The organism is Streptosporangium sp. NPDC023615, from assembly GCF_040640155.1.
GTDB lineage: Bacteria > Actinomycetota > Actinomycetes > Streptosporangiales > Streptosporangiaceae > Streptosporangium.
This window is the reverse complement of the sequence record NZ_JBFABE010000048.1, coordinates 1-23,175: the sequence shown is the minus strand read 5'-3', so window position 1 is coordinate 23,175 and position 23,175 is coordinate 1. Positions and strand designations below refer to the sequence as shown.

Annotated in this window: 16 protein-coding genes; 4 read left to right on the top strand and 12 right to left on the bottom strand. The window is 72.5% G+C overall.

Annotation, left to right across the window (positions count from 1 at the left end; translation table 11 throughout):
- Nucleotides 1–4: 4 nt before the first annotated feature.
- The 4 genes from AB0G16_RS27335 to AB0G16_RS27320 all read right to left on the bottom strand — a co-directional run bounded on the left by AB0G16_RS27335 (nucleotide 5) and on the right by AB0G16_RS27320 (nucleotide 4,912).
- Nucleotides 5–1,069 (bottom strand): thiopeptide maturation pyridine synthase, encoded by a 1,065-nt coding sequence (locus tag AB0G16_RS27335; protein ID WP_362810790.1) that lies wholly within the window; start codon nucleotides 1,067–1,069, stop codon nucleotides 5–7.
- Entirely contained in the window at nucleotides 1,066–1,977 is a 912-nt protein-coding gene (locus tag AB0G16_RS27330; RefSeq protein ID WP_362810787.1) for a lantibiotic dehydratase C-terminal domain-containing protein, read from the bottom strand. Before AB0G16_RS27330 ends, AB0G16_RS27335 begins: the two co-directional genes overlap by 4 nt.
- Nucleotides 1,970–4,678: a lantibiotic dehydratase gene (locus AB0G16_RS27325; RefSeq protein WP_362810784.1), complete on the bottom strand. Its 2,709-nt coding sequence runs from the start codon at nucleotides 4,676–4,678 to the stop codon at nucleotides 1,970–1,972. Before AB0G16_RS27325 ends, AB0G16_RS27330 begins: the two co-directional genes overlap by 8 nt.
- Nucleotides 4,679–4,744: 66 nt before the next feature.
- Nucleotides 4,745–4,912 carry a thiomuracin/GE37468 family thiazolyl RiPP peptide gene (locus tag AB0G16_RS27320; RefSeq protein WP_362810781.1) on the bottom strand — a complete coding sequence of 56 codons (168 nt, stop codon included), beginning with the start codon at nucleotides 4,910–4,912 and terminating at the stop codon, nucleotides 4,745–4,747.
- 713 nt (nucleotides 4,913–5,625) lie between these two features.
- Between AB0G16_RS27320 and AB0G16_RS27315 the strand changes: the two genes are divergently transcribed.
- Both AB0G16_RS27315 and AB0G16_RS27310 read left to right on the top strand, forming a co-directional pair.
- Entirely contained in the window at nucleotides 5,626–6,591 is a 966-nt protein-coding gene (locus AB0G16_RS27315) for an AfsR/SARP family transcriptional regulator (RefSeq protein WP_362810778.1), read from the top strand.
- Nucleotides 6,588–7,550, top strand: coding sequence for a hypothetical protein (locus tag AB0G16_RS27310; RefSeq protein ID WP_362810775.1), 963 nt, complete (start codon nucleotides 6,588–6,590; stop codon nucleotides 7,548–7,550). The genes AB0G16_RS27315 and AB0G16_RS27310 overlap by 4 nt, the downstream gene beginning before the upstream one ends.
- Nucleotides 7,551–7,554: 4 nt before the next feature.
- Here the strand turns inward: AB0G16_RS27310 and AB0G16_RS27305 are convergent, their stop codons facing one another.
- Entirely contained in the window at nucleotides 7,555–10,788 is a 3,234-nt protein-coding gene (locus AB0G16_RS27305; protein ID WP_362810772.1) for a PDZ domain-containing protein, read from the bottom strand.
- A gap of 55 nt (nucleotides 10,789–10,843) precedes the next feature.
- Entirely contained in the window at nucleotides 10,844–11,035 is a 192-nt protein-coding gene (locus AB0G16_RS27300; protein WP_362810769.1) for a hypothetical protein, read from the bottom strand.
- A gap of 346 nt (nucleotides 11,036–11,381) precedes the next feature.
- Here AB0G16_RS27300 and tuf point away from each other — a divergent pair, with 346 nt between their 5' ends.
- Nucleotides 11,382–12,584 carry an elongation factor Tu gene (tuf, locus tag AB0G16_RS27295; RefSeq protein ID WP_362810766.1) on the top strand — a complete coding sequence of 401 codons (1,203 nt, stop codon included), beginning with the start codon at nucleotides 11,382–11,384 and terminating at the stop codon, nucleotides 12,582–12,584.
- Nucleotides 12,585–13,030: 446 nt separating this feature from the next.
- On the top strand, nucleotides 13,031–13,318 hold the full coding sequence (locus tag AB0G16_RS27290) for a DUF3040 domain-containing protein (protein WP_362810764.1): 288 nt from the start codon (nucleotides 13,031–13,033) through the stop codon (nucleotides 13,316–13,318).
- 92 nt (nucleotides 13,319–13,410) lie between these two features.
- On the opposite strand, the gene AB0G16_RS27285 is transcribed toward AB0G16_RS27290, so the two are convergent.
- From AB0G16_RS27285 to AB0G16_RS27260, 6 genes are all read right to left on the bottom strand, one after another.
- Nucleotides 13,411–15,009: a penicillin-binding transpeptidase domain-containing protein gene (locus tag AB0G16_RS27285; protein WP_362810762.1), complete on the bottom strand. Its 1,599-nt coding sequence runs from the start codon at nucleotides 15,007–15,009 to the stop codon at nucleotides 13,411–13,413.
- A 112-nt stretch (nucleotides 15,010–15,121) separates the two neighbouring features.
- Nucleotides 15,122–15,772: a lysophospholipid acyltransferase family protein gene (locus AB0G16_RS27280; protein ID WP_362810759.1), complete on the bottom strand. Its 651-nt coding sequence runs from the start codon at nucleotides 15,770–15,772 to the stop codon at nucleotides 15,122–15,124.
- 589 nt (nucleotides 15,773–16,361) lie between these two features.
- On the bottom strand, nucleotides 16,362–16,979 hold the full coding sequence (locus AB0G16_RS27275) for an NUDIX domain-containing protein (RefSeq protein WP_362810865.1): 618 nt from the start codon (nucleotides 16,977–16,979) through the stop codon (nucleotides 16,362–16,364).
- Between the two features lie 144 nt (nucleotides 16,980–17,123).
- The gene (locus tag AB0G16_RS27270) at nucleotides 17,124–18,131 is read right to left on the bottom strand and encodes a LacI family DNA-binding transcriptional regulator (RefSeq protein ID WP_362810757.1); all 1,008 of its coding nucleotides are present in this window, start codon (nucleotides 18,129–18,131) and stop codon (nucleotides 17,124–17,126) included.
- Nucleotides 18,132–18,520: 389 nt separating this feature from the next.
- Entirely contained in the window at nucleotides 18,521–19,702 is a 1,182-nt protein-coding gene (locus tag AB0G16_RS27265) for a ThuA domain-containing protein (RefSeq protein ID WP_362810752.1), read from the bottom strand.
- A complete protein-coding gene (locus AB0G16_RS27260) occupies nucleotides 19,695–22,607 on the bottom strand; it encodes a PQQ-dependent sugar dehydrogenase (protein WP_362810749.1) in 2,913 nt (970 codons plus the stop codon). The genes AB0G16_RS27265 and AB0G16_RS27260 overlap by 8 nt, the downstream gene beginning before the upstream one ends.
- Nucleotides 22,608–23,175 lie beyond the last annotated feature (568 nt).

Below are 23,175 nucleotides of genomic sequence, written 5' to 3'. Positions count from 1 at the left end.
GTGATCACCTCTCGTGGAGCGGTGCGGACGCCGAGGGGCCGTTGCGGTCCTCGACGATCCCGGCGGCCAGGTGGCAGAGCAGGAAGCGTTCGGCGGGCGTGATCCCGAGACGGGTCAGGTACAGGTAGGTGGAGTTCAGCAGCAGCCGGTTGAGCGCGAACGCGGGCGACGACCGCGTCGCCGACCACGCCTCCGACGCGAAGAGGTCGCGGTGGAAGGGACTGACCGCGCTCAGCCGCGCCTCCTCCCCGGCCGTGCCGGACGGCATCGTGAACGTGCCGGCCGCCATGAGCTCGGCCGCGCGTGCGCGGTGGCGGTCCAGTGCCCACGCCCACTCCCTGACGAAGGGCATCGTCTCGGGGCCGCCGTCGAGCGTCCCGGTCACCGCGCGCAACCGCTCCGCCAGGGTGGGCGCGTGCCCGCGCCGGTGCTCCTCCCACGCCGACCGGCGGGTCTCGCCGTGCGCGTCGAGGCTCAGGAACCCCTCGGCGTGCGAGCGCAGGGAGACGAAACCCCGCGCCGTGCCGTCCGGGGCCAGCGTGTGCGCGGTGGCGACCACCAGGTCGAAGGCGGCCGCCAGCCGCCTGACGCCCGCGGGACACCGCTCGGTCATCCGGAACGACAGGTCCGTCGTGTCGGTGTGGAAGGCGGCGAACAGGTCGGCCATCTCCCGGTTGCCCAGGACGTGCGCGCGGTCGTCGTACGGCTCGACGTGGATGGAGTTGTCCGGCCGCCAGGGCTCCAGCGGGCCGCGCTCGTCCTCCAGCTCGGCCAGGCGGCGGTGCTCGTCCAGGTGGGACGCGGGGTCGAGGCGGCGGGTGGAGGGGTGCGCCCTCAGGTAGCCGCCGATCACGTCGTCGACGGCGGGGCGGACGACCTCGTCGAAGACGCCGGCGCCGGCGCGCACGTTCAGCCGCAGGTGCGGCCCCCGCCGCCAGTGCCGCAGGTGGTGGGCGGCCTCCACCCGGCCGGACAGCCGCAGGAACAGCGGGCGGACCGCGTCCAGGATCAGCCCGTCGTCCTCGTCTTGGTAGTGGACGTGGACACTGTGCCAGCCGGGGGCGCTCACGTCGTCACCGCCTCGTCCAGGGTGCCGGCCGCCCGGGCGGCCAGCCGCCTGAGGCGCCCCTCCAGCGGGGGCGGGACACCGAGCCGGTTGCAGGCGAGGTGCGCGCAGAGGTCGAGGACCTCGTCCGGCCGGGTCTCGAGCGTGCGGGCCAGGCGCGAGACCGACCGCGCCCACCCGACCAGGGGCCACGTGGCGGGCAGCTCCGACGCCCGCGCGGTGAGCAGCCGCATCTGCCGGGCGAGGTCGACGACCCGCTCGGGCACGCCTGCCGAGGACGGCATCCCGATCGAGGACGCCGCACCGGCCGAAGGCGACACGTCCGCCGAGGACGACAGCCCGGCCGAGGGCGGCTCGCCCCGGGGGCGCCCGCCGGCGAACCAGGCCACGAGGATCATCGCGAGCCCCGTGCCCGCCCGCTGGTCCCGCGACAGGCCCCGCACGAGCAGGTCGAGGACGATCCTGCTGGAGTCGTCGAAGTGCCGCTCGACCGCCTCGACGTCGGCCCCGTGCCCGTAGCGGGCGTGCTCGCGCCGGTAGGGGACGTACCTGACGGTGTTGGTGGGGAACGGCAGGGGCTCGTAGGCGGTCACCCCCTCCCGGAGCGCCAGCTCCCTGGCGGCCCGCGCGTACTCCCCGGGGGACTGCCCGGCGGCGGCCGGGGCGAGGGCGAAGTAGGCGCGGAACCGGTCGTCGATCAGCTCGGGCACCCGTCCCCTCGCCGCCGCGTCCCTGGGCAGGACACGCAGGCGCAGATGGGGGCCGCCGTCCCAGTACCGCAGGAAGAAGTAGCGCTCCATGAGCCGTTCCGCGCCCAGCTCGGTGACGAGCGGGGCGACCGCCCGCACGATGAGCCGGTCCAGATCGGCCTGGTGGAACGCGTGGGCGCTGACCCACTCCGTCTCATCCATGTCCGTCCTCCCGCTCCGAGATCTCCAGCAGGAACTCCGTGACGCTCCCCCCGCCCGCCTCCGGGTCGGGAAGCGCCTCCTCGAAGACGACCACCGGTCCGGCGGCGCGCACCATCCGGTCGAACGCCGTGACGAGCAGCCCGTTCGCGAAATCCATGTAGATGGGTTTGCGTGACTTATCCAGTACGGCGCCGAGCCGGTCCCGCCCGGCGGCCGGAGCCCGTACGAAACACCGCGCCGGTATCCCGTGGGACCGCACCCAGGCGACCAGGCGCAGGTAGTGGTCGGCGTCCCGCTCGCCCTTGCGCCGGAGGGGCACCCGCGCCGCGGGCGCGACCCAGCGCGCGCGCCGCACGACGACCCGGCCGACCTCGACCCGTGGCACGGGGACCACGTCCTCGGGACGGTCCTCCTCGGCGGCCTCCTCCAGCAGCGGCATGCCGGGATACAGCAGGTAGCTCGACCCGAAGCCCAGCGCCAGCAACCGGGCGGCCGGCGGGAGCAGCAGGTCGGCCATCATGCCGAGGTGCAGTGGCCTGACGGCACCGCCCAGCCGCCTGGACAGCAGCCGTACCATCCCCGTCCTGGCGTCGTGGACCACCTCGAGATCGCTCAGCGGAAGCCGTTCCGCGTCCGGGCGTCCGCTCGCCGCGAAGGGGTAGTCGATCTCGTACGGGGCACTCGGCACCCGCCGGTTGAGCGAGGAGGCGAACGTCCCGCCCAGCTCGGCGACCGGCGTCGCGGACGCGTCGCTCCGCCACGCCGGGTCCTCCGGAGCGGTTCCCCCGGCCCTCCGGAGGAGGTGGAGCACCCTGCTGCGTCCCCGCCCGCATCCGGTGTGGGCGGCGTTGACCACCAGCCGGATCGGCCCTTGCCCGTCGATCACCTGCACGTAGCAGGCCAGGGAGGGCGGCGTCGGCAGCCACTCCGGCCAGCCCGCGGCGAGCGAGGTGAGCGCGAACGGCGCCACGGACCGGACGCCGTCCTCGATCGGGCAGGTCGTGGCGGCCTGCCGCGCCACGCGCCGCAGGTGGTTCAGCTCGCGCATCCGCGGCACGCCGTGGGGGTCCACGGTCTCGCCCGGCCGGGCGCCGAACACCGCGCCGAGCAACCGCCCGTGACGGCTGCCGCGCCGGGCCCGCTCGTCGTGGACCGCCCGGTGGAACAGCAGGAAGGGCACGCGGACGCCGGGGCCGAAGCGCTCGCCGCAGAACGCGCCCAGCGCGACCCGCAGGGGCAGGGCGGGGTCGAGGGCGGCGAGCCAGTGCCGGAGGGTGTCCAGATCCTCCAGCGCGGCACGCCAGCGGGGCAGGGAGCAGGAGGCGGCCGGACCGGTGAAGACGGCGTTCTCGTGGAACGCGCCCCGGTCGTCCCCGCGCGGCAGGCCGAGACGGGCCCGGAGGTCCTCGACGGCGCGCCGGAGCGCGCGCTGCCGGCCGAGATGGCCCTCGACGTCCGCCACCGGCACGTGCCTGAGCAGTTCCACCCGCGCCCGCTCCACCAGCGCGCCGATCGTGGCGACGCCGCCGTTCCCGTCTTTCCCGCCGTGCTCGCCGTCCGCGTTCTCCGCGTTCTCCGCCACCTCCGCGTTCTCGGCCTTCTCCGCCTCCTCCGCGGTGTCCTCGCCGGCGCCGAGCCGGCGCGACAGCGGGCCGAGCGGGTCACCGGCGTGGTCGGTGACCGGCGGCGGACGCTCCAGGAGCCCGGCGGCCAGCAGGGCCTCCAGGAAGCGCAGGACGGCCGCCGGGTCGTCGTGCCCCTCGGCGAGGCGGTCGCGCAGACCGGACAGGGTCAGGCCGGTGTCCTCCTCGAGGATCTCCAGGCATCGGGTGACCGCCGGGGTGGCCGGTATGGAGAGGATGGGCTCCCCGCCCCGGGAGCCGAGAAAGCCGATCATGCCCCTGTGGCGGGTGGCACTGGGGTTGACGCGCACCCGCAGGCTCCGTCCCAGCCGGGGGTCGTCGCACACGGCCCGGTACAGCAGGCGCAGCAGGAGACCGTCGAGTTCGAGCACGCCCGCCACCGGAACGTCGTCGTCGAGCCTCACCGCGGGACCACGGACGGCCCAGAGCGCCGTGCCGCTGACCGTGAACGTGCTGAAGGGGCTCGTCTTGGCGGCCGCGCGCGTCACGTACTTGGCCAGGCGCACCAGGGACGGCCCGCGCACCTTCCGGCCGCCGTCCGCGAGCCACTTGGACAGCTCCTCGTGCAGGGCGGGGCTGGCCAGCGAGAGCGCCCGGCGGAAGCCGGGGTCACCGGCGGTGTCGCGGAGCGCGGCCAGCGTGGCAGGGGCCTCCCGCTCCAGCGCCGCCGGCAGCCGGAGCCGCCGGCGCTCGTACTCCTCCATGCCCCCGACCCAGGCGTCGATCCTGGCGGCGGTGCCCACCGGCAGCACCGCGGCGATCTTCGCGTTCCACTCGCCGCCGCCGGGGGCGCGCCGCCGGTGCAGCGCGCGCCGCAGTCCCACGAGGTGCGGTTTGGCCTCGACGGCGGCCGGCGACCCGATGACCGGGTAGAGGGCGTCGGCCAGTTCGCCGGCCTCCGCCGTCAGCCGGTCGTCCAGCTCGGCGAGCCGTTCCGCCTCGGCGAAGGACTCGGCGGAACGCAACGCGCCCAGCACCGACGCGGGCAGCCCCGCCACGCGCACCACGAGCGGGGAGTGGACGAGCGCGCCACTGGGCAGTATGAGTCTGGGGTTCACCGGTTCGCACCTTCGTCGCCGGGCCCGTGCCGCCGGTGCGCGACCGGCGGCACGGGCCCGTGATCCTCAGGCCAGGCAGGAGCAGCAGCCGATGCTGCACGGACCGGACGCGGCATTCTCCGGCATCCCGTGGCCGGCCGTCAGGGATTCGACCGTCAGACCGGTTTCGGCCAGGTCGAAAACGTCCAGCGGAAGGCTTTCCAGGTCGAAGTCGAGTTTCTTGGAAACGCTCATTTCATGCTTTCCTTCCTGCGTTCATGGGGGAGACCGTTCCGCATCGGGGGTGTCCACTCCTTTTCTGCGCGATGGGAATGGGGGTTCGGAACTGTCTCAATCACCCGTGAGTACCTATAACGCTAGCATCTGCATGAATCTTTAGAAAGAGGGCGTAGCGCGCACTCGCCGACCCTTGTCAAGGTACCTGTCAGAGACGTCGCCGCCCGCGGTGCCCGGCCACCGGGGGAACCGTCGCCCTCCTCGGGGGCGGCGCCGGCGTCGCGGGGCCCCTCGGGGTGCTGGTGTCACGGCCGCGGTGGACGTCCGACCCGGAACGCCCACCGCTCTTTTCCCGCCGCGTCGTGGATCCGGAGGCGGGATCGGGAACAAAACAAGATCTTTCCGGACGTCCGTTCCGACGGCTCAGGGCGGAAAGCGCGCTTATCGGTACGGTGGGCAGCTTCACCGCTACTCTCCGTGCCGGATAATTCCCCGGGCCCGTGCGCTCGGGTGCGGAGGCCGCCTGCGCGTGGTATCGCCGCCGGTCAGAGCGTTCCCGCTTGAGGGCGACTTGAGATCCGGTGGTTGCACGGCTCAAAGGGCGTGCAATTCAGGACCACGGAAATTATCGTTCCCGACAGAGGGCCGGACGGAACGCGGAATGGTAGGGGTCCACCGGTCCGAGAAAGCCTACGGGGATAAACAGACATTCGTTCGGAGAGTGGCAGGAGATGCAATTCTGCATTTTAGGCCCGGTAGAGATCTTTGACAAGGAGTGCCGCAACCGTATAGTCCCGCCCGGGAAGAACCAGCGAGCGCTGCTGGCGACGCTGGTCATCAAGGCCGGGCAGGTCATGTCCACGGACCGCCTCATCAACGAGCTGTGGGGGGTGAACCCGCCGACCACGGCGGTCAACTCGTTGCAGGCCACGGTCGCCCGGCTCCGCCGTCTCATGGACACCTCGCAGCCGGAGGCGGACGACTGGGCGATCCTGACCCAGGAGTCGGGATACCTGATGCGGCCGGGACGGGAGAGGACCGACGCCGACCGGTTCGTCGAGCTCTCCGACCAGGGCAGGGCCATGGTCGCGGTCGATCCCGGCCGCGCCGTCCCGCTCCTGCGCCAGGCGCTGGACGTGTGGCGGGGCCCCGCGCTCGAGGACGCCGTCTGCGGCGACATCTGCGCCACCTTCGCGATCCAGTTCACGGAACGGCGGCTGGCCGTGCTGGAGACGCTGTACTACGCCAACCTCCGTCTCGGCCGCCACCACGACATCGTCGCGGAGCTGGAGGGGCTGGTGGGGGAGCACCCCTTCCGCGAGCGCTTCCACGACCTGCTGATGGTCGCGCTCTACCGGAGCGGCAGGCAGGCCGAGGCCCTGTCGGTCTACGAGAGACTGCGCACCCGGCTGGCCAGGGAACTCGGCCTGGAACCCAGCCCCGCGCTCCAGCGGCGCGTCCTGGACGTCCTCAACCGGGAGGTCGAGCTCGACGGCGCCGGCCCGCCCCGGCGCGGGGCCGCGTTCTGGCCGGACCAGGAGGCCGACGTGACCAACTCCATCATCTCCGGCCTCTTCCACGAGGTGGGGCACCTGCGTCATCGCCTGGAGGTGCTCACGCGCGAGCACAACGCCCTGTTCGACCGCCTGGACGGCATGCTCCCCGCACTCGGCGGATCCAAGGGGGGCGGGAAGTGAGGGGCCTGCGCTACAAGTGGATCGACCGCGAGATCGGCCGGCTCGATCCCGAGACCCGGTACCACGAGATCGTCAAGCTGGTCGCGCTGTTCCGGCTCAACGAGTTCCTGCTGAACATCGGATACGTGGTCAACTTCATGGACGTGACCATGCCCACGCACGGCGGGGACGCGCTCATCTTCGGCGGCAAGGTGGTCCACCGGCCCCAGCAGCGCTTCGAGGACAGCGCCTACTTCCTGTGGACGTGGTACCTGTACCCACCCGACAGCGAACCCGTGAAGCGCTCCATGGAGTTGCTCAACCGCATCCACGGGGCCGTCGCCAAGGGGCTGCCGGGGGCGTTCTCCCACAACGAGGACTACGTGCAGGGGATGTGCCTGCTGGCCGTGCTGCCCCATCGCCTGCAGCGGCTGTGCGGGCTGCCCGGCTACCCCGAGCGCCTGCAGGTCGCCTACTACAACTGGGCCCGCGCGCTGGCCGAGCACGTCGGCGTCGAGGGGGGCGACCGGGTGAAGGACTTCCCGGCGAGCTTCCGCGAGATGGTGGACTTCGCCGACGAGTACGACGCGCGCCAGTGGCCGCGTACCGGCAACGGTCACGAGGCGAGCGAGGCCTTCGTCCGGCAGTTCTGCGAACGCTGGTTCCCCCGCCCGTTCAGGGGGATCGGCCGGACGCTGATGCTCACCGTGATCCCCGAGAACATGCGCAGGGTGCAGCAACTGGAGGACCCGCATCCGCTGGGCGAGGCGCTGGTCAAGCTCGGCATGCGCGCGATGTTCACCCTGCAGAGACTGATGCCCGACCCCCTCGTGCCCGTCTACCGGCGCAGGCCGGGACGGCTCGACAGCCCCACCATGCGGGCGCTCAAGGAGAGCGGGGGACGGCTGCCGGAGAAGCCGCCCAGGCGGCGCGCGGCCACGTCACGCCCAGGCGGGCACGCCGGGGCGGCGGAGGGGTAGGCCCTCAGGGCCTGCGGGGCGGCAGCCGCGGCACCGCCAGCCGGGGCCTGGCCGCCGGGTTGGGGGTGTGCGGCGGCTGGAGGACCAGGCGTTCCAGGGCCACCTCGATCGCCCGCTCCAACTGGGTGTCCACCCCGGCCGCGTAGTCCTGCGGGGTGATGTCCACCTCGATGTCCGGATCGGTGCCGTAGTTCTCCACCCGCCAGCCCACGTCGTCGAAGGCGAAGGAGAACTCCGGCTGGGTGGTGACCGTCCCGTCGGCCAGCCGGTGCCGGGGCCAGATGCCGATCACCCCTCCCCAGGTGCGCTTGCCGATCAGCGGCCCCAGGCCCAGCAGCTTGAAGGTGTGGCTGAAGATGTCGCCGTCGGACCCCGCCCACTCGTTGGTGATCGCCACCATCGGGCCGCGCGGCGACTCGTCGGGATAGGGCTCGGGCACCCCCCAGCGCGGGAAGTCGTACCCCAGCCGGCGCCGGGCCAGCTTCTCCAGCAGCAGCGCCGAGACGTGGCCGCCCCCGTTGAAACGGACGTCCACCACCAGGGCCTCGCGGTCGTACTCGGCCAGGAAACCGCGGTGGAACTCGGCGTACCCCTCCGGGCCCATGTCCGGGATGTGCAGGTAACCGATCCGGCCGCCCCCGCGCTCGTGGCAGCGGGCCCGGTTGGCCTCCACCCAGTCGCGGTAGCGTCCCGGCTGCTCGTCGCCGATCGCCCGCACGGTGACGGTCCACCTGTCGTCCCCGCGCCGCAGGGTGAGCTGCACCTCCTGGTCGGCCTGGTTGACCAGCAGCTCGTCCGGGCTCACGTCCGCGCCGACCGGCTGGCCGTTGACGGCCAGCACCACGTCACCCGGCCGTACGTCCACGCCGAGACGGTTGAGCGGCGAGGTCGCCTCGGGGTCCCACCGGTCGCCGCCGACGATCCCGGCGATGCGGTGCGTCCCGTCCTCGAAGGCCCAGTCGACGCCGAGCTTGCCCTGCCGGTAGTGCGGCCGCGACCGGTAGGCGCCGCCGCTCTCGTAGGCGTGCGAGGTGCCCAGCTCGCCCAGCAGCTCCCACAGCAGGTCGGAGAACTCCCCCCGGGTGGTGACCCGGTCCACCAGCGGCAGGTAGCGCAGGTAGACGCCGTCCCAGTCGAGCCCGGCCATGTCCTCGGTCCAGAAGTTCTCCCGCTGCAGCCGCCAGGCCTCCCGGAACATCTGCCGCCACTCGGCCTCGGGACGGACCGACACCTTGACGCGGGACAGGTCCACCCAGCCGCTCGTGCGGCCCGGAGTGTCGTCGTCCTCCGGCTCCTCCCCGGCCCTGATCATCCGCAGCCGCGCACCCGACCGGTAGAGCAGCGTGTCGCCGTCGCGGCCCAGCCGGAACTCCGACACGTCCCCGACCAGCGTCTCCTGCTTCTGCTTGGCGAAGTCGTAGACGTGCAGGGTGCCGTCGGAGGACTCGGCGTAGTCGTCGCCGATGCTCCCCTCGACGGGGAAGGTCAGGTAGACCGCCTTGCCCTCGATCCCGGCGATACCCTCGTAGCGGCCCTCGGGGACGGGGAAGACCACGACCCGGTCCTCGATGCCGTCGAGGTCGACGACCACCTCGGGCACCCCGTCCTCGCCGTCCACCCCCTCCCCGCCGCCCTCGTCGTCCGCCCCCTCCCCGCCCTCCTCGCCGCCCTTCCCGTCGTCGTCCCTGAGCGGCCGGGGCAGGGGGATGAAGGGGGAGGGCACGTCGGCCCGGAGAGCGATCGCGTACGGGCGGGAGCCCAGCGGGAAGCCGAGGTCGAACTGGAGCTCGTCGTAGACCGGGTTGAAGACGCGCCGGCCGATGAAGTACAGGTAGTCGCCGCCCGGGTCGAAGGACGGGCGGCCGTCCCAGAGCAGCGGCCGGGTGGCGGGGAAGGTCTCACCCGTCTCGGCCCGGCACAGCTTCACCGCGGTGGTCTGCGCGGTGTCCTGGCAGGCGTACGCCAGCCACCGGCCGTCGGGGGACCAGGCCAGGTCCTCGATCGCGCCGAACCTGCTGGATTCGACCACCCTGGCGCGGGCCCGGCCGTCCCCGCGGCCCTCCGGCGCGAGGTCCACCAGGATCAGCTCGTTGCGGTGGTTGGCCACCGCGAGGACGTCCGCCACCGGCGAGACCTCCAGGGCGACGGCACGGCCGGTGTCCAGGTGGTCGAGCCGGACGGGGGCGGCGCAGCCGTCGGCGGACAGGATCACCAGCACCTCGCGGTCGCCCTCGTCGCTGGCCGCCGCCACCAGCCGCTCACCGTCGCCGAGCCAGTTCAGCAACCGGTAGCGGACCCCGTACAGCGCCCCGTGCTGGCGGACCGGACCCTCCCACGCGGCGAAGGAGAACGCCTTGCCGCGGGTGGTGACGGCCACGCCGCTGCCGTCGGGGCTGAGCGTGGCGCCGTCCAGGAAGTCCTCGGCCGGGGCGAACCGGCGGTTGCGCTGGGTACGGGAGCTGCGCAGGCGCACCTCGATCGGACGCGACTCCCCGTCCTCCACCAGGTACAGCTCGGCCCCGGCGTGGTAGACCAGCCTGCGGCCGTCGCCGGAGAGGTTGCGGGCGTAGTAGTCGGCGTGGTCGGAGTGCCTGCGCAGGTCACCGCCGTCGGCCTCGCAGGAGTAGACGTTGCCTACGCCCTCGTGGTCGGAGATGAAGTAGACCCGCTCCCCGGTCCAGCAGGGGGAGGCCAGGTTGCCGGGAAGCGAGGTGAGCCGCCGGAACCGCCCGCCGCCGGTGTCGATCCACAGGTCGCCCACGGTGCCGCCGCGGTACCGCTTCCACCGGGCCGGGTCGGCGGTGTTGCGGCCGAGCACGATCCGCGGGCCGTAGGAGACGGTGTTGGCCGGGCCGTAGGGCAGGCGCTCGGGCATCCCGCCGGGCTCCACCCGGTGCAGCCACCTGCGGCCGTCGAAGGGCTGCCCCTGGTCACTGGCGTAGACGATGCCGCCGGCCGGGTCCCAGCCGGTGACGCTGGAGCGCGCCCCGTGGTAGGTCACCCGCCGCGCGGCGCCGCCGTCGGCGGGCATCACGTAGACCTCCTCCGGCCCCTCCTCGCGGCCGACGAAGGCGAGCCGGTCACCGCCGGGGGAGAAGCGGGGATACCCCGCCTCGGCCACCCCGGCGGTCAGCCGGAAGGCCCGCCCGCCCTCGGCGGTGACCATCCACAGGTCGTCCTCGGCGGCGAAGACGACCACGTCGCCGAAGATCGTCGGAAAGCGAAGGTAGGCGGGCATCGTGTCACTCCATGATCGGGCGACGGGAGGTCACCTCGGTCGCCCGATCATGATTTCACGCCCCAGGAGGCCGGCCGGCCCGTTCCCCCGGGTGGGCCGGCCCCGTCTCCGGCATCCTCGTGTCGGACCCGCCCGCCTGCTTCTTCGCCTGCTTGGCCGACCGCGACGCCTTCATGGCCGCCTTCTTGCTCTTTCCCGAGACCTTCGCGGCCTTGCCGGAGTCCTTGGAATCCCTGCTGTCCGTCATCGTTTCCCCCGTGATGCTCGACGGATGATGCCCATGACCAGGCATACAGAGCTTTTGATACCCCTTCCCGGCATCGGCCACCCCGTGTCCCGCCGCTCGCCGGAGCCGCCGGATAATCCGTTGCGGACGTACCGGGACGTGTTCGACCATGGACGCATGTTCCGGCACGCCACCCTCGCGACGCCCGCCACCGCGGGCGCGCCCGAGCGTGCCTCGACGCCCGCCGCGCAGCGGCTCGACGGCGCGGAGCGCTGACCCTTTCCCGTGTGTCCCAGGTGACCCGGCGGGGAGGGGTCGGCCGAGCACGGGTCACCGCCACGGGCGAGCGTCAGGAAAGAAAACGATCATGGCCAAGCAGGCCTACGTGCGGACCAAGCCGCACCTCAACATCGGCACGATGGGACACGTCGACCACGGCAAGACCACGCTGACCGCGGCGATCACCAAGGTGCTCAGCGAGCGGGGCGGGGCGACCTACGTCCCGTTCGACCGCATCGACCGGGCCCCCGAGGAGGCGACCCGGGGCATCACCATCAACATCTCGCACGTCGAGTACGAGACGGCCACGCGCCACTACGCGCACGTGGACATGCCCGGCCACGCCGACTACGTGAAGAACATGATCACGGGGGCGGCGCAGCTCGACGGGGCGATCCTGGTGGTGTCCGCGCTGGACGGGATCATGCCGCAGACCCGCGAGCACGTGCTGCTCGCGCGCCGGGTCGGCGTCGAGCACGTCGTGGTCGCGCTCAACAAGTCCGACGGGGCCGACCCGGAGCTGGCCGACCTCGTCGAACTGGAACTGCGCGACCTGCTCGACGAGCACGGCTACCGGGACACGCCCGTGGTCCGGGTCTCCGGGCTGCGGGCGCTGGCGGGCGACCCGGAGTGGACGGCCTCGATCGAGGAGCTGCTCCGGGCCGTCGACGACCACGTCCCGGTGCCGGTCCGCTACACCGAGGCGCCGTTCCTGCTGCCGGTGGAGAACGTGCTCACGGTCACCGGCCGGGGCACGGTCGTCACCGGGGCGATCGAGCGCGGCACCGTCAGGGTCGGCGACACCGTCCAGGCCGTCGGGCTCGGCGAGGGGTTCACCGCGGTCGTCACCGGGGTGGAGACCTTCGGCAAGACGATGGAGCGGGGCGAGGCCGGGGACAACGCGGCGCTGCTGCTGCGCGGGGTCCGCCGCGAGCAGGTACGGCGCGGTCAGGTGCTGGCCGCGCCGGGCACCCAGGGCGCCCACCGGCGCTTCACCGCCGTCGTCCGCCTGCTGACCGCGGCGGAGGGCGGGCGGAGCACCGCCGTCGCGACCGGCTACCGGCCGCAGTTCTACCTGCGGACGACCGACGTCCCGGGCCGCATGGACCTGGGCGGCAGGGGTCCGGACGGCACGGGCCCGGACGGCACGGGCCTCGCGCTGCCGGGCGAGACGGTCGAGGTCACGGTCGAGCTGGGCAGGCCGGTGGCCCTGGAGGCCGGTCTGGGCTTCGCGATCCGCGAGGGCGGCAGGACCGTCGGCGCGGGCACGGTGACGGCCCCGCTCGACTGAGGAACCGGGCCGTCCGCCTCACGGCACCGCCGTGAGGCGGACGGCCCGGCCGGCGGAGGCGCCGAGAGGGGGCGGGCCGGTTCGCGGCGGTGCCGACGGTGTCGCTCGCATCGGCTCGCGGCGGCTCGCGGCGGCGTCGGAAGAGGGCGGACGGGGCGGTTCGCGGCGGCGTCGAAGGGACGGGAGGGCCGTCGGGAAGGCCCGCGAACGAGGGCGCGCGGGTGGCGGCCGGGAGCGTCCGGCCGGTGGAATGTCTAGATCGTTCCGAAGGCTGGGAATCGCCCGACCCCGGCGGTGAGGCCCTTCCGGCTCCCGGCGCGGGCATGATCCCGTGTTCTGATCGCCTTCACGAAAAGAAGAGGTAAATCAAGGCCCTCGTAACGGATAACGATCTTCACGATTGGGCAGAACGTCCGCACACGGCTTGCGTTCCGGGGAGGTGCCGCATGGCCTGGTCGCAAGACGAAGAGCGCATGCTGCTGCAGATCGAGCGCTACCTCGTCGACGAGGACCCACGACTCGCGGCGCGGCTGGAGTCGTTCAACGAGCGTGTCCAGCGCAACGAGGGCGGCGGCCGCAGGCGCGCCGCCCGGAAGCGGCGTGAACGCCCGTCGGCGCGTGTCCGCCGCTCCACCGTCATCATCCTGTTCAGCTGGCTGCTGATCGCCACACTGATCGCCACGCTTCTGATCATGGTTCTGCGTCACGACGCGGTCGCGGCCCTTCCGCTGTGACCACCGGTCCGGGCGGGGCCTTCCGCCCGGCCGTCCTCGCGCGCCCCGGGCGCGCGGAAGACGGGCCGCGGAAGACGGGCCGGCCCTCGCGGTCAGCCCAGGGCGCGCAGGAAGTCGGCCGCCACCGGAGCGGCGACCGCGCCGCCGCCCGACCCCTCCTCCACGATCACCGCGAAGGCCAGGTCCCCGCGGAACCCGATGAACCAGGCGTGGGTCTTCAGGTCGCCCTGGGGGCCGTACTCGGCGGTCCCGGTCTTGCCGCGTGTGCCCCGGGGCAGGCCCGCGTCCTCGGCGGTGCCCTTGGTGACCACGGCCGACATCATCCGGTGCATGTCGGGCAGCACCCCCTCGGGGAGCGCCCGAGGCTCCACGGACCGCTTCAGCGAGGGGACGAGGGTCGGCGGGCGCCAGGTGCCGTCGGCGAGCGCGGCCGCGACCGAGGCCATCAGCAGCGGGCTGGCGGTGATGCGGCCCTGACCGAAGGACTCGGCGGCCAGCTCGGCGTCGCTCTCGGCCCTGGGGAAGCTGCCCTTGGTCGCGGGGACGCCGATGTCGAGCGGGGTGTTGAAACCGAACAGTTCCGCGGTCTCCACCAGCTTGCCGGCGTCCAGCCGCTCCTTGGTCAGGGGGGCGAAGGTGGTGTTGCAGGAGTGGGCGAAGGCGTCCGACAGCGACACCGAACCGTAGGCGGCGTGATTGGAGTTGCGGATCGGCAGCCCGCCGACCTTGACGTCCTTGGGGCAGGTGACCCGGTCGCCGGGCTTCATCCCCTCGCCCAGCAGCGCCACCGCGGTGACCGCCTTGAAGGTCGAGCCGGGAGGGTAGTTGCCGTCCAGCGCCCGGTTGAAACCGCCCACGTTGTTCACCACGGCGAGGATCTCGCCGGACGAGGGCCTGATCGCGACCAGCGACGTGGTCTTCTTCAGGTCGCGGACCGCCTCGACGGCGGCCTTCTGGACCTTCATGTCCAGGCTGGTCGCCAGCGCCTCCCCCTCCTCGCCGTCGATCGTGCCCAGGGTCTTGACGGTCTTCTTGTCCGCGCCGACGAGTTGGATCTCGGTGTCCGGCGTGCCGGCCAGGCGCTTCTGGAACCTCTGCTGCAGCCCGCTCGTGCCGACCGTGTCACCCGCCTTGTACGGTGCCCCCAGCTTGGCGGCCTGCTTGGCCGTGGCAGCCTCCAGGAGGCCGGTGAGCTGCCCCACCGAGCCGCCCGCCTCGGCGACGTCGATGCGGTCGCCGTCCGCGGAGGTGATCGCGGCCCGCTCCGGCCACTTCGTCCTCAGCGCGAAGGCGGTGGTCGCGGTCAGGTCCGGGTGGACGGCGCTCGGCGACCACTTCACCCGCCAGTGCCGGTCGACGACCGCCAGGTCCACGGTGCCGGAGTAGCTCCACTCGCCGACGTCCTTCAGGTTCAGCGTGGTGGTGTAGGCGGCCTGCCCGGTTCCGTCCCCGGTCTCGCGCACCCCGTCCAGCCGCACCACGGTGCCCTGCACCCCCAGCGCCTTGCGCATGCCCTCGTAGGTCGCGTCGAACGCCGGGGCCGGCGCCCCCAGCTGGGCGCGCATGCCCGCCAGGTCACCCTTCTGCCACGCCTGGACGAACATCCCCGCGGTCTCCTGCGGGGTTCCCCTGGTGTGCAGGTACCACCACGCGCCTCCCCCGGCGGCCCCCGCCACCAGCACGACTGCCACCGACGTGATCGCGATCGTCCTTCCCCGTGCCACCTGATCCCCCGTTCGCCGTACGCCGACCGTTCAGGGGAGGCAGCCTAGCGCGGCCGTTGCGACATCCGCCGATAAAAGATCATTTGCCCTGTGTGCGACTGGGTGCGTAACTCGGCACGTACTCCTGGCCGGAGAGCTCCTGGATCGCCGCCATGATCTCGTCCGTGACCGCGCGCCGGTCGCGCGCGCTCCGCTCGGAACCGGCGAAGGTCATCGGCTTGCCGATGCGGACGTTCACCCTGCCCAGCCGAGGCCTCGTGGCGCCGATCGGCAGCACCTTGTCGGTGCCCTCCATGGCCACCGGGATCACCGGCGCGCCGGTGGCCAGCGCCAGCCAGGAGACGCCGACCTTGCCCCGGTAGAGGCGGCCGTCGGGGGAGCGGGTGCCCTCCGGGTAGATGCCGAACAGCTCGCCCTTCCCGAGCACCGCAGCCGCCGCGTCCAGCATGTCCTGGGCCGAGTTGGGGCTCTGCCGGTCGATGCTGATCTGACCGGTGGCGCGCATCCACAGTGCGGTGACGGGGTTGCCGGTGAAGTACTCGGCCTTGGCGACGAAGCGAACCTGACGCTTGAGCACCAGCGGCAGGAACGTCGAGTCGAGGATCGAGAGGTGGTTGGAGGCCATGATGGCCGGGCCCGTGACGGGAACGTGCTCGTGCCCGGTGACCGTGGTCGGCCAGAGCAGGTGCAGGACCGGAGCGCTGACGGTCTTGGTCAGGCGATAGAGCACAGGCTCTCCTCATGGGACGGGTTCACAACCCTAAGCGGTGCCCTCCCGGAGGACGGTTGTGCGTACCCGCACAAGCGGAGCTCCCGGCTTTGTGGCCATCCTCCAACGCCACGGCTCATTCTTGGACGGACCACACGGAAAACTCCATCCGGCCGGGGCCGCGCGGAGGCCACCGGGGAGCGGGCGGAGACCCGGGAACCGGGAGGCGGCCCGGGGGGGCCGGGAGCCGGCGGGAAGGGGCGGGGACCTGGGAGGCCGCCGAAGACCGCCGAAGACCGCAGGAAGGCCACGCAGCCGCCGGGAGCCGTCGAGGGCCGTCGAGGGCCGTCGAGGGCCGTCGAGGACGGAGAGCGCCGGGCGGGGACCGGGAAGGCCGGGCGGGAAAAGGAAACGCCCCGCGAGCCTGGACGAGCGCTCGCGGGGCGTGACGTTTAGTGCCGATGTGGCGGTCGCCTCCTCGGCGAGAGGCACAACACGGCTCCAGCCGAACGGTATTCCGTGAAGGCGGTAATTTGCGGCCCGGGGGACACAAACCACATCGGCACGCCTACTCTAACCGACCCTCACCGCCGGTTATTCCGGTTCGGGCTCATCGGCGTGTCCAATGGGGCTGGGCGACCCCGGCCACCCGCAGGTCACGGCCCCGAAGAGCCACCTCCGCGAACTGCCAGAGAATCGCCCCGGTGGGCGCGTGGATCACGATCGAGGGCCCCAGGCACATCTGCAACAGACTCCGCCCCTCCTCGTCGATCCGCCAGCGCGGCACCCCCGGCGCCAGGAACCGCTCCAGCGGCACCGCGTGCACCGAGGCGACCTCGTACGGGTCCCCGCGCGGCCGCTGGCGCCCGCCGAAGGCCACCACCGGAGTGATCACGAAGCCCGAGTCGGTGACGAAGTCGTCCAGCACCCCGGCCACCTCCACCCCCCGCAGCGAGACCTCCTCCTCCAGCTCCCGCTCCGCCGCCGCCAGGGCGTCCTCGCCGTCGTCGAGGCGCCCGCCGGGCAGCGCCCACTGCCCGGCGTTGCGGCCGTGAGCGGAGCGCCTGATCACGATCGTGTACGGCCGTCCCGCCTCGTCCTGGAGCACGCAGACGGTGACCGCGGCGTGCCGCAGCCCCTCGGTCAGCGGCAGGGCCCCCCGCCGCCGGAACGCCGAGAGGTTGGCGGCGATGCGGGGACGGAGCTCGTCGTAGCCGGGAAGAGCCATGGCCGCCACGATCGCACACCTTTCCGCCCCGGCCGCCACTCAGCCGCCACCCGGCCCCCGACCCTCCGGCCCTCGCCCTCGCCCTCGCCCTCGCCCTCGTCCTCGCCCTCGTCCTCGTCCTCGTCCTCGTCCTCGCCGGGACGCTCACCCCGTGGACTCGCGGACGACCAGCTCGGGCTGGAACATGATCTGCCGGTGGGCGTGCCCGGCGGGGTCGGCGCACTCGTCCAGGAGCAGCCTGGTGGCGATCTGCCCGAGGCGGTAGGCGGGCTGCCGGATCGAGCTGAGCGAGACCGCGGAGGCGGCCGCGAAGTCGATGTCGTCGTAGCCGATCAGGGCCACGTCGCCGGGAACGTCCACCCCCGCCTGGAGCAGGACGCGCAGCACGCCCAGGGCGAGCATGTCGTTGGCGCAGAAGATCGCCTCCGGTGGCCGGCCCGAGCGGAGCAGCCCGTGTGCCACCTCCTGCCCGGCCCGCGCGGTCATCGCCGGGGCCCGTACCGTGCGCAGGGCGGTCCGCGGGTCCAGGCCCGCCGAGGCCAGGGCCAGGCGGGCTCCCCGCTCGCGGTCCCGGCACCGGCGGACGCCCGCCGGTCCGGTGACGTGGCAGACGCGCCGCGCGCCGCGCCCCAGCAGGTGACCGGCGGCCAGCCGCCCGCCGGCGACGTCGTCGACGCTCACCGAGCACTGGCCGGGCCGGTACGCGGGACGGTCGAGGAGGACGACGCCGATGCCGTACGCGCGCAGCCCGTCGAGCGGGCGGGTGTCCTCACCCGAGGGGGTGATCAGCACCCCGCGCACCCGGTGCTCGGCGAACGCCCGCAGGGTGCGCTCCTCCTTGGCGGGGGAGCCGGCCGAGTTTCCCAGGATCACCGCGTGTCCCAGCTCGCCGGCGGCGTCCTCCGCCCCGGCCGCCACGCCGGTGAAGAACGGGTTCCCGATGTCGATCACCGACAACCCGATGATCCTGCTGTGCCCGGCGCGCAACGTGGAGGCCGAGCCGTGGCGGACGAAGCCGAGCTCGCGGACAGCGCGGACGACGCGCTCCCGGGTTCCCGCGGCCACCCGCTCGGGCCGGTTGAGCACGTTCGAGACCGTCCCGGGGGAGACCCCCGCGGCCAGGGCGACCTGCCTGATGCCGACGTCGCCCACCTGTCTCCCCGTCCCGGCGTAGATTGTCGAGCAGGTTATTAAAACGTGTCACCCCGTCTCCGGGGGCCTTACCGAACGACGTCGGCGTCCTTCGGGTCGTCCTGCCTGGGGGCGGGGCGGGCAACGCCGGGGGTGAGGGGGTTGCCCCCCGCCGACGACCTCCGGCGTGCGGGAGCTGCGGCCCTCATTCTCCTAAAACGATTTTAAACCGGAAGGGTGTGGCGCGGGCGCATCAACCGGGCGGCGGAGGCACCGCCCGGGCGGCGACCGCCGGGAAACGCCGGGAAACGCCGGGAAACGCCGGGAATCCCGGCCCGGCGCACCGGACCGGGATTCCCGTCACCGGAAACCTCGAGACCTCCGGGGCCCGCTGTCGCGGCCCCGGCGGCCTATCTTCCGTAGACCTCCAGCTCCCACAGGGAGTAGCCGTACGGGGTCGCGCGCTGGGTGCCGTACACCCGCACGTATCTGGCACCGGTCGCGGTGAAGGTCACGTCGTCCACTCCGCCGTCACCGGCGGTCGTGGCGTGCGCCTGCGTCCAGGTCGTTCCGTCGGCCGAGGTCTCGATCCGGTACGCCCTGCCGTAGGCCGCCTCCCACTGCAGTCTCACCCGGCTGACCTGCCGGGCGGACCCCAGGTCCACCGAGATCCACTGCGGGTCGGAGAACGCCGACGACCAGCGCGTGCCGCCGTTGCCGTCCACCGCGTTGCTCCCGACGAACGCCCCGTTCTCCGTGGAGGAGGTCGTGACCGGACGCCCGGACGACAGCAGTGCTACACCCGGGCTCGGCGTGGGGGTGGGCGTCGGGGTCGGGGTGGTCCCGCACCCGCCCGGGACGACCCCGGCCGCGTAGCGGAGCCCGCCGTACAGGTGCGCGCGGAAGCTCGGCTCGGTGTAGGACGCACCGGTGTGGCCGAGACCGGTGTACCAGGACCGTCCGCCCCGGTAGGCCTTGCACCAGGAGATCGGGTGGTCGGCCCCCATCGACCCGCCGGAGTAGGTCGACTCGTCCAGCGTGGCGAGCACGTGGGCGGTGGAACGGGGGTTGGTGCGGTAGTTGTACAGCTCGTCGGTGCGCACCCAGGTCGCCGGGAGGTGGGCCGTCGAGGGGTGCGTGCGGTCCTCCACCCGCACGGTCGCCTGCTGGATGGCGGGGTGGGAGGCGAAGTAGGCGCCGACGAGGCCGCCGTAGAAGGGCCAGTCGTACTCGGTGTCGGCGGCGGCGTGGACGCCCACGTATCCGCCGCCGCCCGCGATGTACGACTCGAACGCCGTCTGCTGCGTGGCGTCGAGCACGTCGCCGGTGGTCATCAGGAAGACGACCGCCCGGTACTGGGCGAGGTTGGCGGTGGTGAAGGCGCCGGCGTCCTCGGTGGCGTCGACGGTGAAGCCGTTCTCGGTCGCCAGCCCGCGCAACGCGGTGATGCCCGCGGGGATGGCGTCGTGCCGGAACCCGGCCGTCTTGGAGAAGACCAGGACCTTGTACGCCGGATCGGCCGCCAGGGCCGGAGCACCCAGACCGATCATGGCGACGAACAACGCGGTGACGACCGCGATGACATTACGCACCGTAGACCTCCATTTCCCACAGGGAGTAGCCGTACGCGGTCGCGCGCTGGGTGCCGTACACCCGCACGTATCTGGCACCGGTCGCGGTGAAGGTCGCCTCGTCCACTCCGCCGTCACCGGCGGTCGTGGCGTGCGCCTGCGTCCAGGTCGTTCCGTCGGCCGAGGTCTCGATCCGGTACGCCCTGCCGTACGCGGCCTCCCACTGCAGCTTCACCCGGTTCACCTGCCGGACGGACCCCAGGTCCACCGAGATCCACTGCGGATCGGAGAAGGCCGACGACCAGCGGGTGCCGAGGTTGCCGTCCACCGCGTTGGAGCCCGCGGAGGCGGCGTTCTCGGTCGAGGACACGGTGACCGGGCGCCCTGCCGACAGCAGCGTGCCCGTGGGCGGGCCCCCGGTGGTCAGGGTGAAGTCGTCCACGTCGAACAACGCCCCCGTCCCTCCGGCGAAGACCAGGAAGAGCCTGGTGGTTCCGGCCGGGGCGTTCGTCAGGGTGGTGGAGACGTCGGCGAACGTCTCCCACCCGCCGGTCGGCGCCACGGTGGCGGTGCCCAGCAGGGGCCCGGTGGCCGACCCCGCCCTGACCTGGATCGTCCCGCCGACCCCGCCGGAGGAGACCCTGGCGGTGAGCCTGGTGACGCCGCTCAGGACGTAGGGGTCGAAGGAGATCCAGTCGCCGTTCTCGATGCTGCCGACGGTCTTGGCGCCGTGCGCGGCCGGCTTGTCGTACTGGGCGATGCCCTGGGAGGTGGTGTAGTGCTCGGCCTGCCGGTTCCTCGGCTGGGTGACGTGCTGGGCGTGGGTGGTGAGCCCGCCCGCGTCGGTGTACTCGGCGTCCCAGACCCCGAACAGGTTGGCGGCCCCGTCGTGCTCGCCGTTGCCGGGCGCCTGGATCGTGCCCGAGCAACCGTTTGCGCTGGCGAGCGGGTGGCCGTGGGTGTCGTGACCGAGGATGTAGGTCATCTTCACCTTCGCGCAGTCGATCGTCGTGTCCTCCGCGTCGGTGACCGTGATCCGGTACGGCACGGCGTCGTTGAAACCGAACACCTGCCCGTTGAGCGGGAGGTCGATCCTCACGACGGGCGCGGTGTTGCCGACGTTGATCTCGACATTGGCCGTCGCGGTGTTGCCGGTGCCGTCCCTGACGGTCAGCGTGACGATCCGCCTGCCGTCGGTGGTGTAGGTGTGGGTGGGATTGGCCGCGGTGGAGGTGCCGCCGTCGCCGAAGGCCCAGGAGTAGGTGAGCGCGTCGCCGTCCGGGTCGGAGCTGCCCGCCGAGGAGAACGCCACGGTCAGCGGCGCCTTCCCGGAGACCTTGTCCGCGCTGGCCTTGGCGATGGGCGCGCGCCCGCCGGTCCCGATGTGCTCGATGCGGTACAGCGCCGAGTCCTGGTTGCCGTTGAACCAGCCGGTGCCGTAGTCGAGCACGTACAGGGCGCCGTCGGGGCCGAACGCCATGTCCATCACCAGCTTGCCCGACCAGGGGAAGGGCTGGATGGTGCCCCGGGTGCCGTTCGCGTTGACCTCGATGTCCTTGATCCACTGACGCTGGAGCTCACCGGCGAGGAAGTGCCCGTCGAGCGACTGCGGGAACTTGACCGGCGAGTTCAGCGCGGCGGAGTAGCGGTAGACGACGCCGCCCATCGGCGACTCCGCGCCGCAGCCGAACTCCGGCAGGCTGCAGCCGTCGTAGGTGATCCAGGCGGGCTTGGCCGCGGGCAGCTTGACCAGGCCGGTGTTCTTGCGCGAGGTGTTCTCCGGGCCGCCCGCGCAGTCGTACTTCGCGCCGACCGTCGCGGTGTCGTAGTTGTAACGGGCGTAGGTCTCGGCCGGGGTGTTGTTGCCGGTGCAGTACGGCCAGCCGAAGAAGCCCGGCCCGGTGATCCGGTTGAACTCGACCTGGCCGCCGGGCCCGCGGGGACCGGCGGTGCCGGCGTCGGGGCCGTAGTCGCCGAGGTAGACGACGCCGGTGGCCTTGTCGACGCTCATGCGGAACGGGTTGCGGAAGCCCATCGCGTAGATCTCCGGGCGGGTGTTCGCGGTTCCCGGCGCGAACATGTTCCCGGCCGGGATGGAGTACGACCCGTCGGCGTTGACCTTGATGCGGAGCACCTTGCCGCGCAGGTCGTTGGTGTTGGCGGCGCCGCGCTGGGCGTCGAGCGCGGGGTTGCGGCTGGGCCTGTCGTCCAGGGGGGCGTAGCCGTCGTTGAACCCGGGCTCGCTGTCGTCGCCGGTGGTCAGGTAGAGGTTGCCCGCGGCGTCGAAGTCGATGTCGCCGCCGACGTGGCAGCAGGCGCCGCGGCTGGCCCTGACCTCCAGCACGCTCTTCTCGCTCGCGAGGTCGAGCGTGCCGTCGGTGTTCAGCCTGAAGCGCGAGAGCCGGTTGACGCCGTCGAACCGCGCGAACTCCGCCGCGGTGCCGTCGGGCGGGGAACCGTGCGGCGGCGTGGACAGCGGCGGCGCGTAGTAGAGGTAGACGAACCGGTTCGTGGCGAAGCCGGGGTCGACGCCGACCCCCTGCATGCCCTCCTCGTCGTTGAAGTAGACGGAGAGCTTGCCCGAAACCTTGGTGTTCCCGGCGGCGTCGGTGATCCGGACCGTGCCGTCACGGGCGGTGTGCAGGACGGAGCGGTCGGGCAGCACCGCCATCGTCATGGGCTCCCCCACCTCGGCGACCCCCTTGGCCAGCGTGACCTGCTGGAACTTGGTGGGGTCGACGGGCGGGGCGGCGCCCCCCGCCGAAGCGGCGGTCGTGGTGTCGGTCGCCATCACGGTCGCGGCGGTCGCAGCGGTCGTGGCCGTGGTCGCGGCGGTCGCGGTCGCGGTGGCCGGGAGCGGGTGCAGGAGCGCGGACAGGGTGAGGAGAGCGGTCAGGGGTGGTAACCATCGGCGAAGCGAGGCCATGGGCGAGACTCCAGGTCTCTGTGGGGGGTGGACCGGTGGTCAGGGTCTCGGGGCAGGGGTTCGGGGTCCCTGGAAGGGGACACCGAGGAAAAAGCTGAGGGAGCGCTCTCCCAAGCCGAGATTGCTCTTTCTCGACAATCCTTGTCAAGAGGCTGTTTAACCTGGCGGAAACGGCCCGTACACACCCGGCGGGCATCGACGCGCTTCGGGGAACGCTCCCCAGCCGTCCTGTTGTAGCGTGCCGGTGCCCCCTGAGCTGGCCGAACCGGCGGCTCTTCAGGAGAGCGTTTCCAGCCTTGTCTCCGGCCGGCCGACGAGATGAGCCCGTTCCGTGGCGCTCCGTCGTTGACAGGAAAGGTGAACGCAACCACCCTCCGGCCTCGGTATGCGGAAGCGTCAACGGGCGGCCTTCGTGCCCTGCGCGTCGAGCACCGTCACCGAGCACCGTCACCGAGCACCGTCACCGAGCACCGTCACCGAGTGCGTCTGGCCGCCCCGGTCCCAGCCCACCGGGTGCGACGTGCGTCCTTCCGGTTGGAGCCGGCACCTCTGATCACGGAGAGGACGC

What these genes read in the sequence shown, in the direction of transcription:
- AB0G16_RS27330 (WP_362810787.1), bottom strand. Translation starts at nt 1,977, where the DNA reads ATGGATGAGACGGAGTGGGTCAGCGCCCACGCGTTCCACCAGGCCGAT.
- AB0G16_RS27320 (WP_362810781.1), bottom strand. Translation starts at nt 4,912, where the DNA reads ATGAGCGTTTCCAAGAAACTCGACTTCGACCTGGAAAGCCTTCCGCTG.
- AB0G16_RS27315 (WP_362810778.1), top strand. Translation starts at nt 5,626, where the DNA reads ATGCAATTCTGCATTTTAGGCCCGGTAGAGATCTTTGACAAGGAGTGC.
- AB0G16_RS27305 (WP_362810772.1), bottom strand. Translation starts at nt 10,788, where the DNA reads ATGCCCGCCTACCTTCGCTTTCCGACGATCTTCGGCGACGTGGTCGTC.
- AB0G16_RS27300 (WP_362810769.1), bottom strand. Translation starts at nt 11,035, where the DNA reads ATGACGGACAGCAGGGATTCCAAGGACTCCGGCAAGGCCGCGAAGGTC.
- tuf (WP_362810766.1), top strand. Translation starts at nt 11,382, where the DNA reads ATGGCCAAGCAGGCCTACGTGCGGACCAAGCCGCACCTCAACATCGGC.
- AB0G16_RS27290 (WP_362810764.1), top strand. Translation starts at nt 13,031, where the DNA reads ATGGCCTGGTCGCAAGACGAAGAGCGCATGCTGCTGCAGATCGAGCGC.
- AB0G16_RS27275 (WP_362810865.1), bottom strand. Translation starts at nt 16,979, where the DNA reads ATGGCTCTTCCCGGCTACGACGAGCTCCGTCCCCGCATCGCCGCCAAC.
- AB0G16_RS27260 (WP_362810749.1), bottom strand. Translation starts at nt 22,607, where the DNA reads ATGGCCTCGCTTCGCCGATGGTTACCACCCCTGACCGCTCTCCTCACC.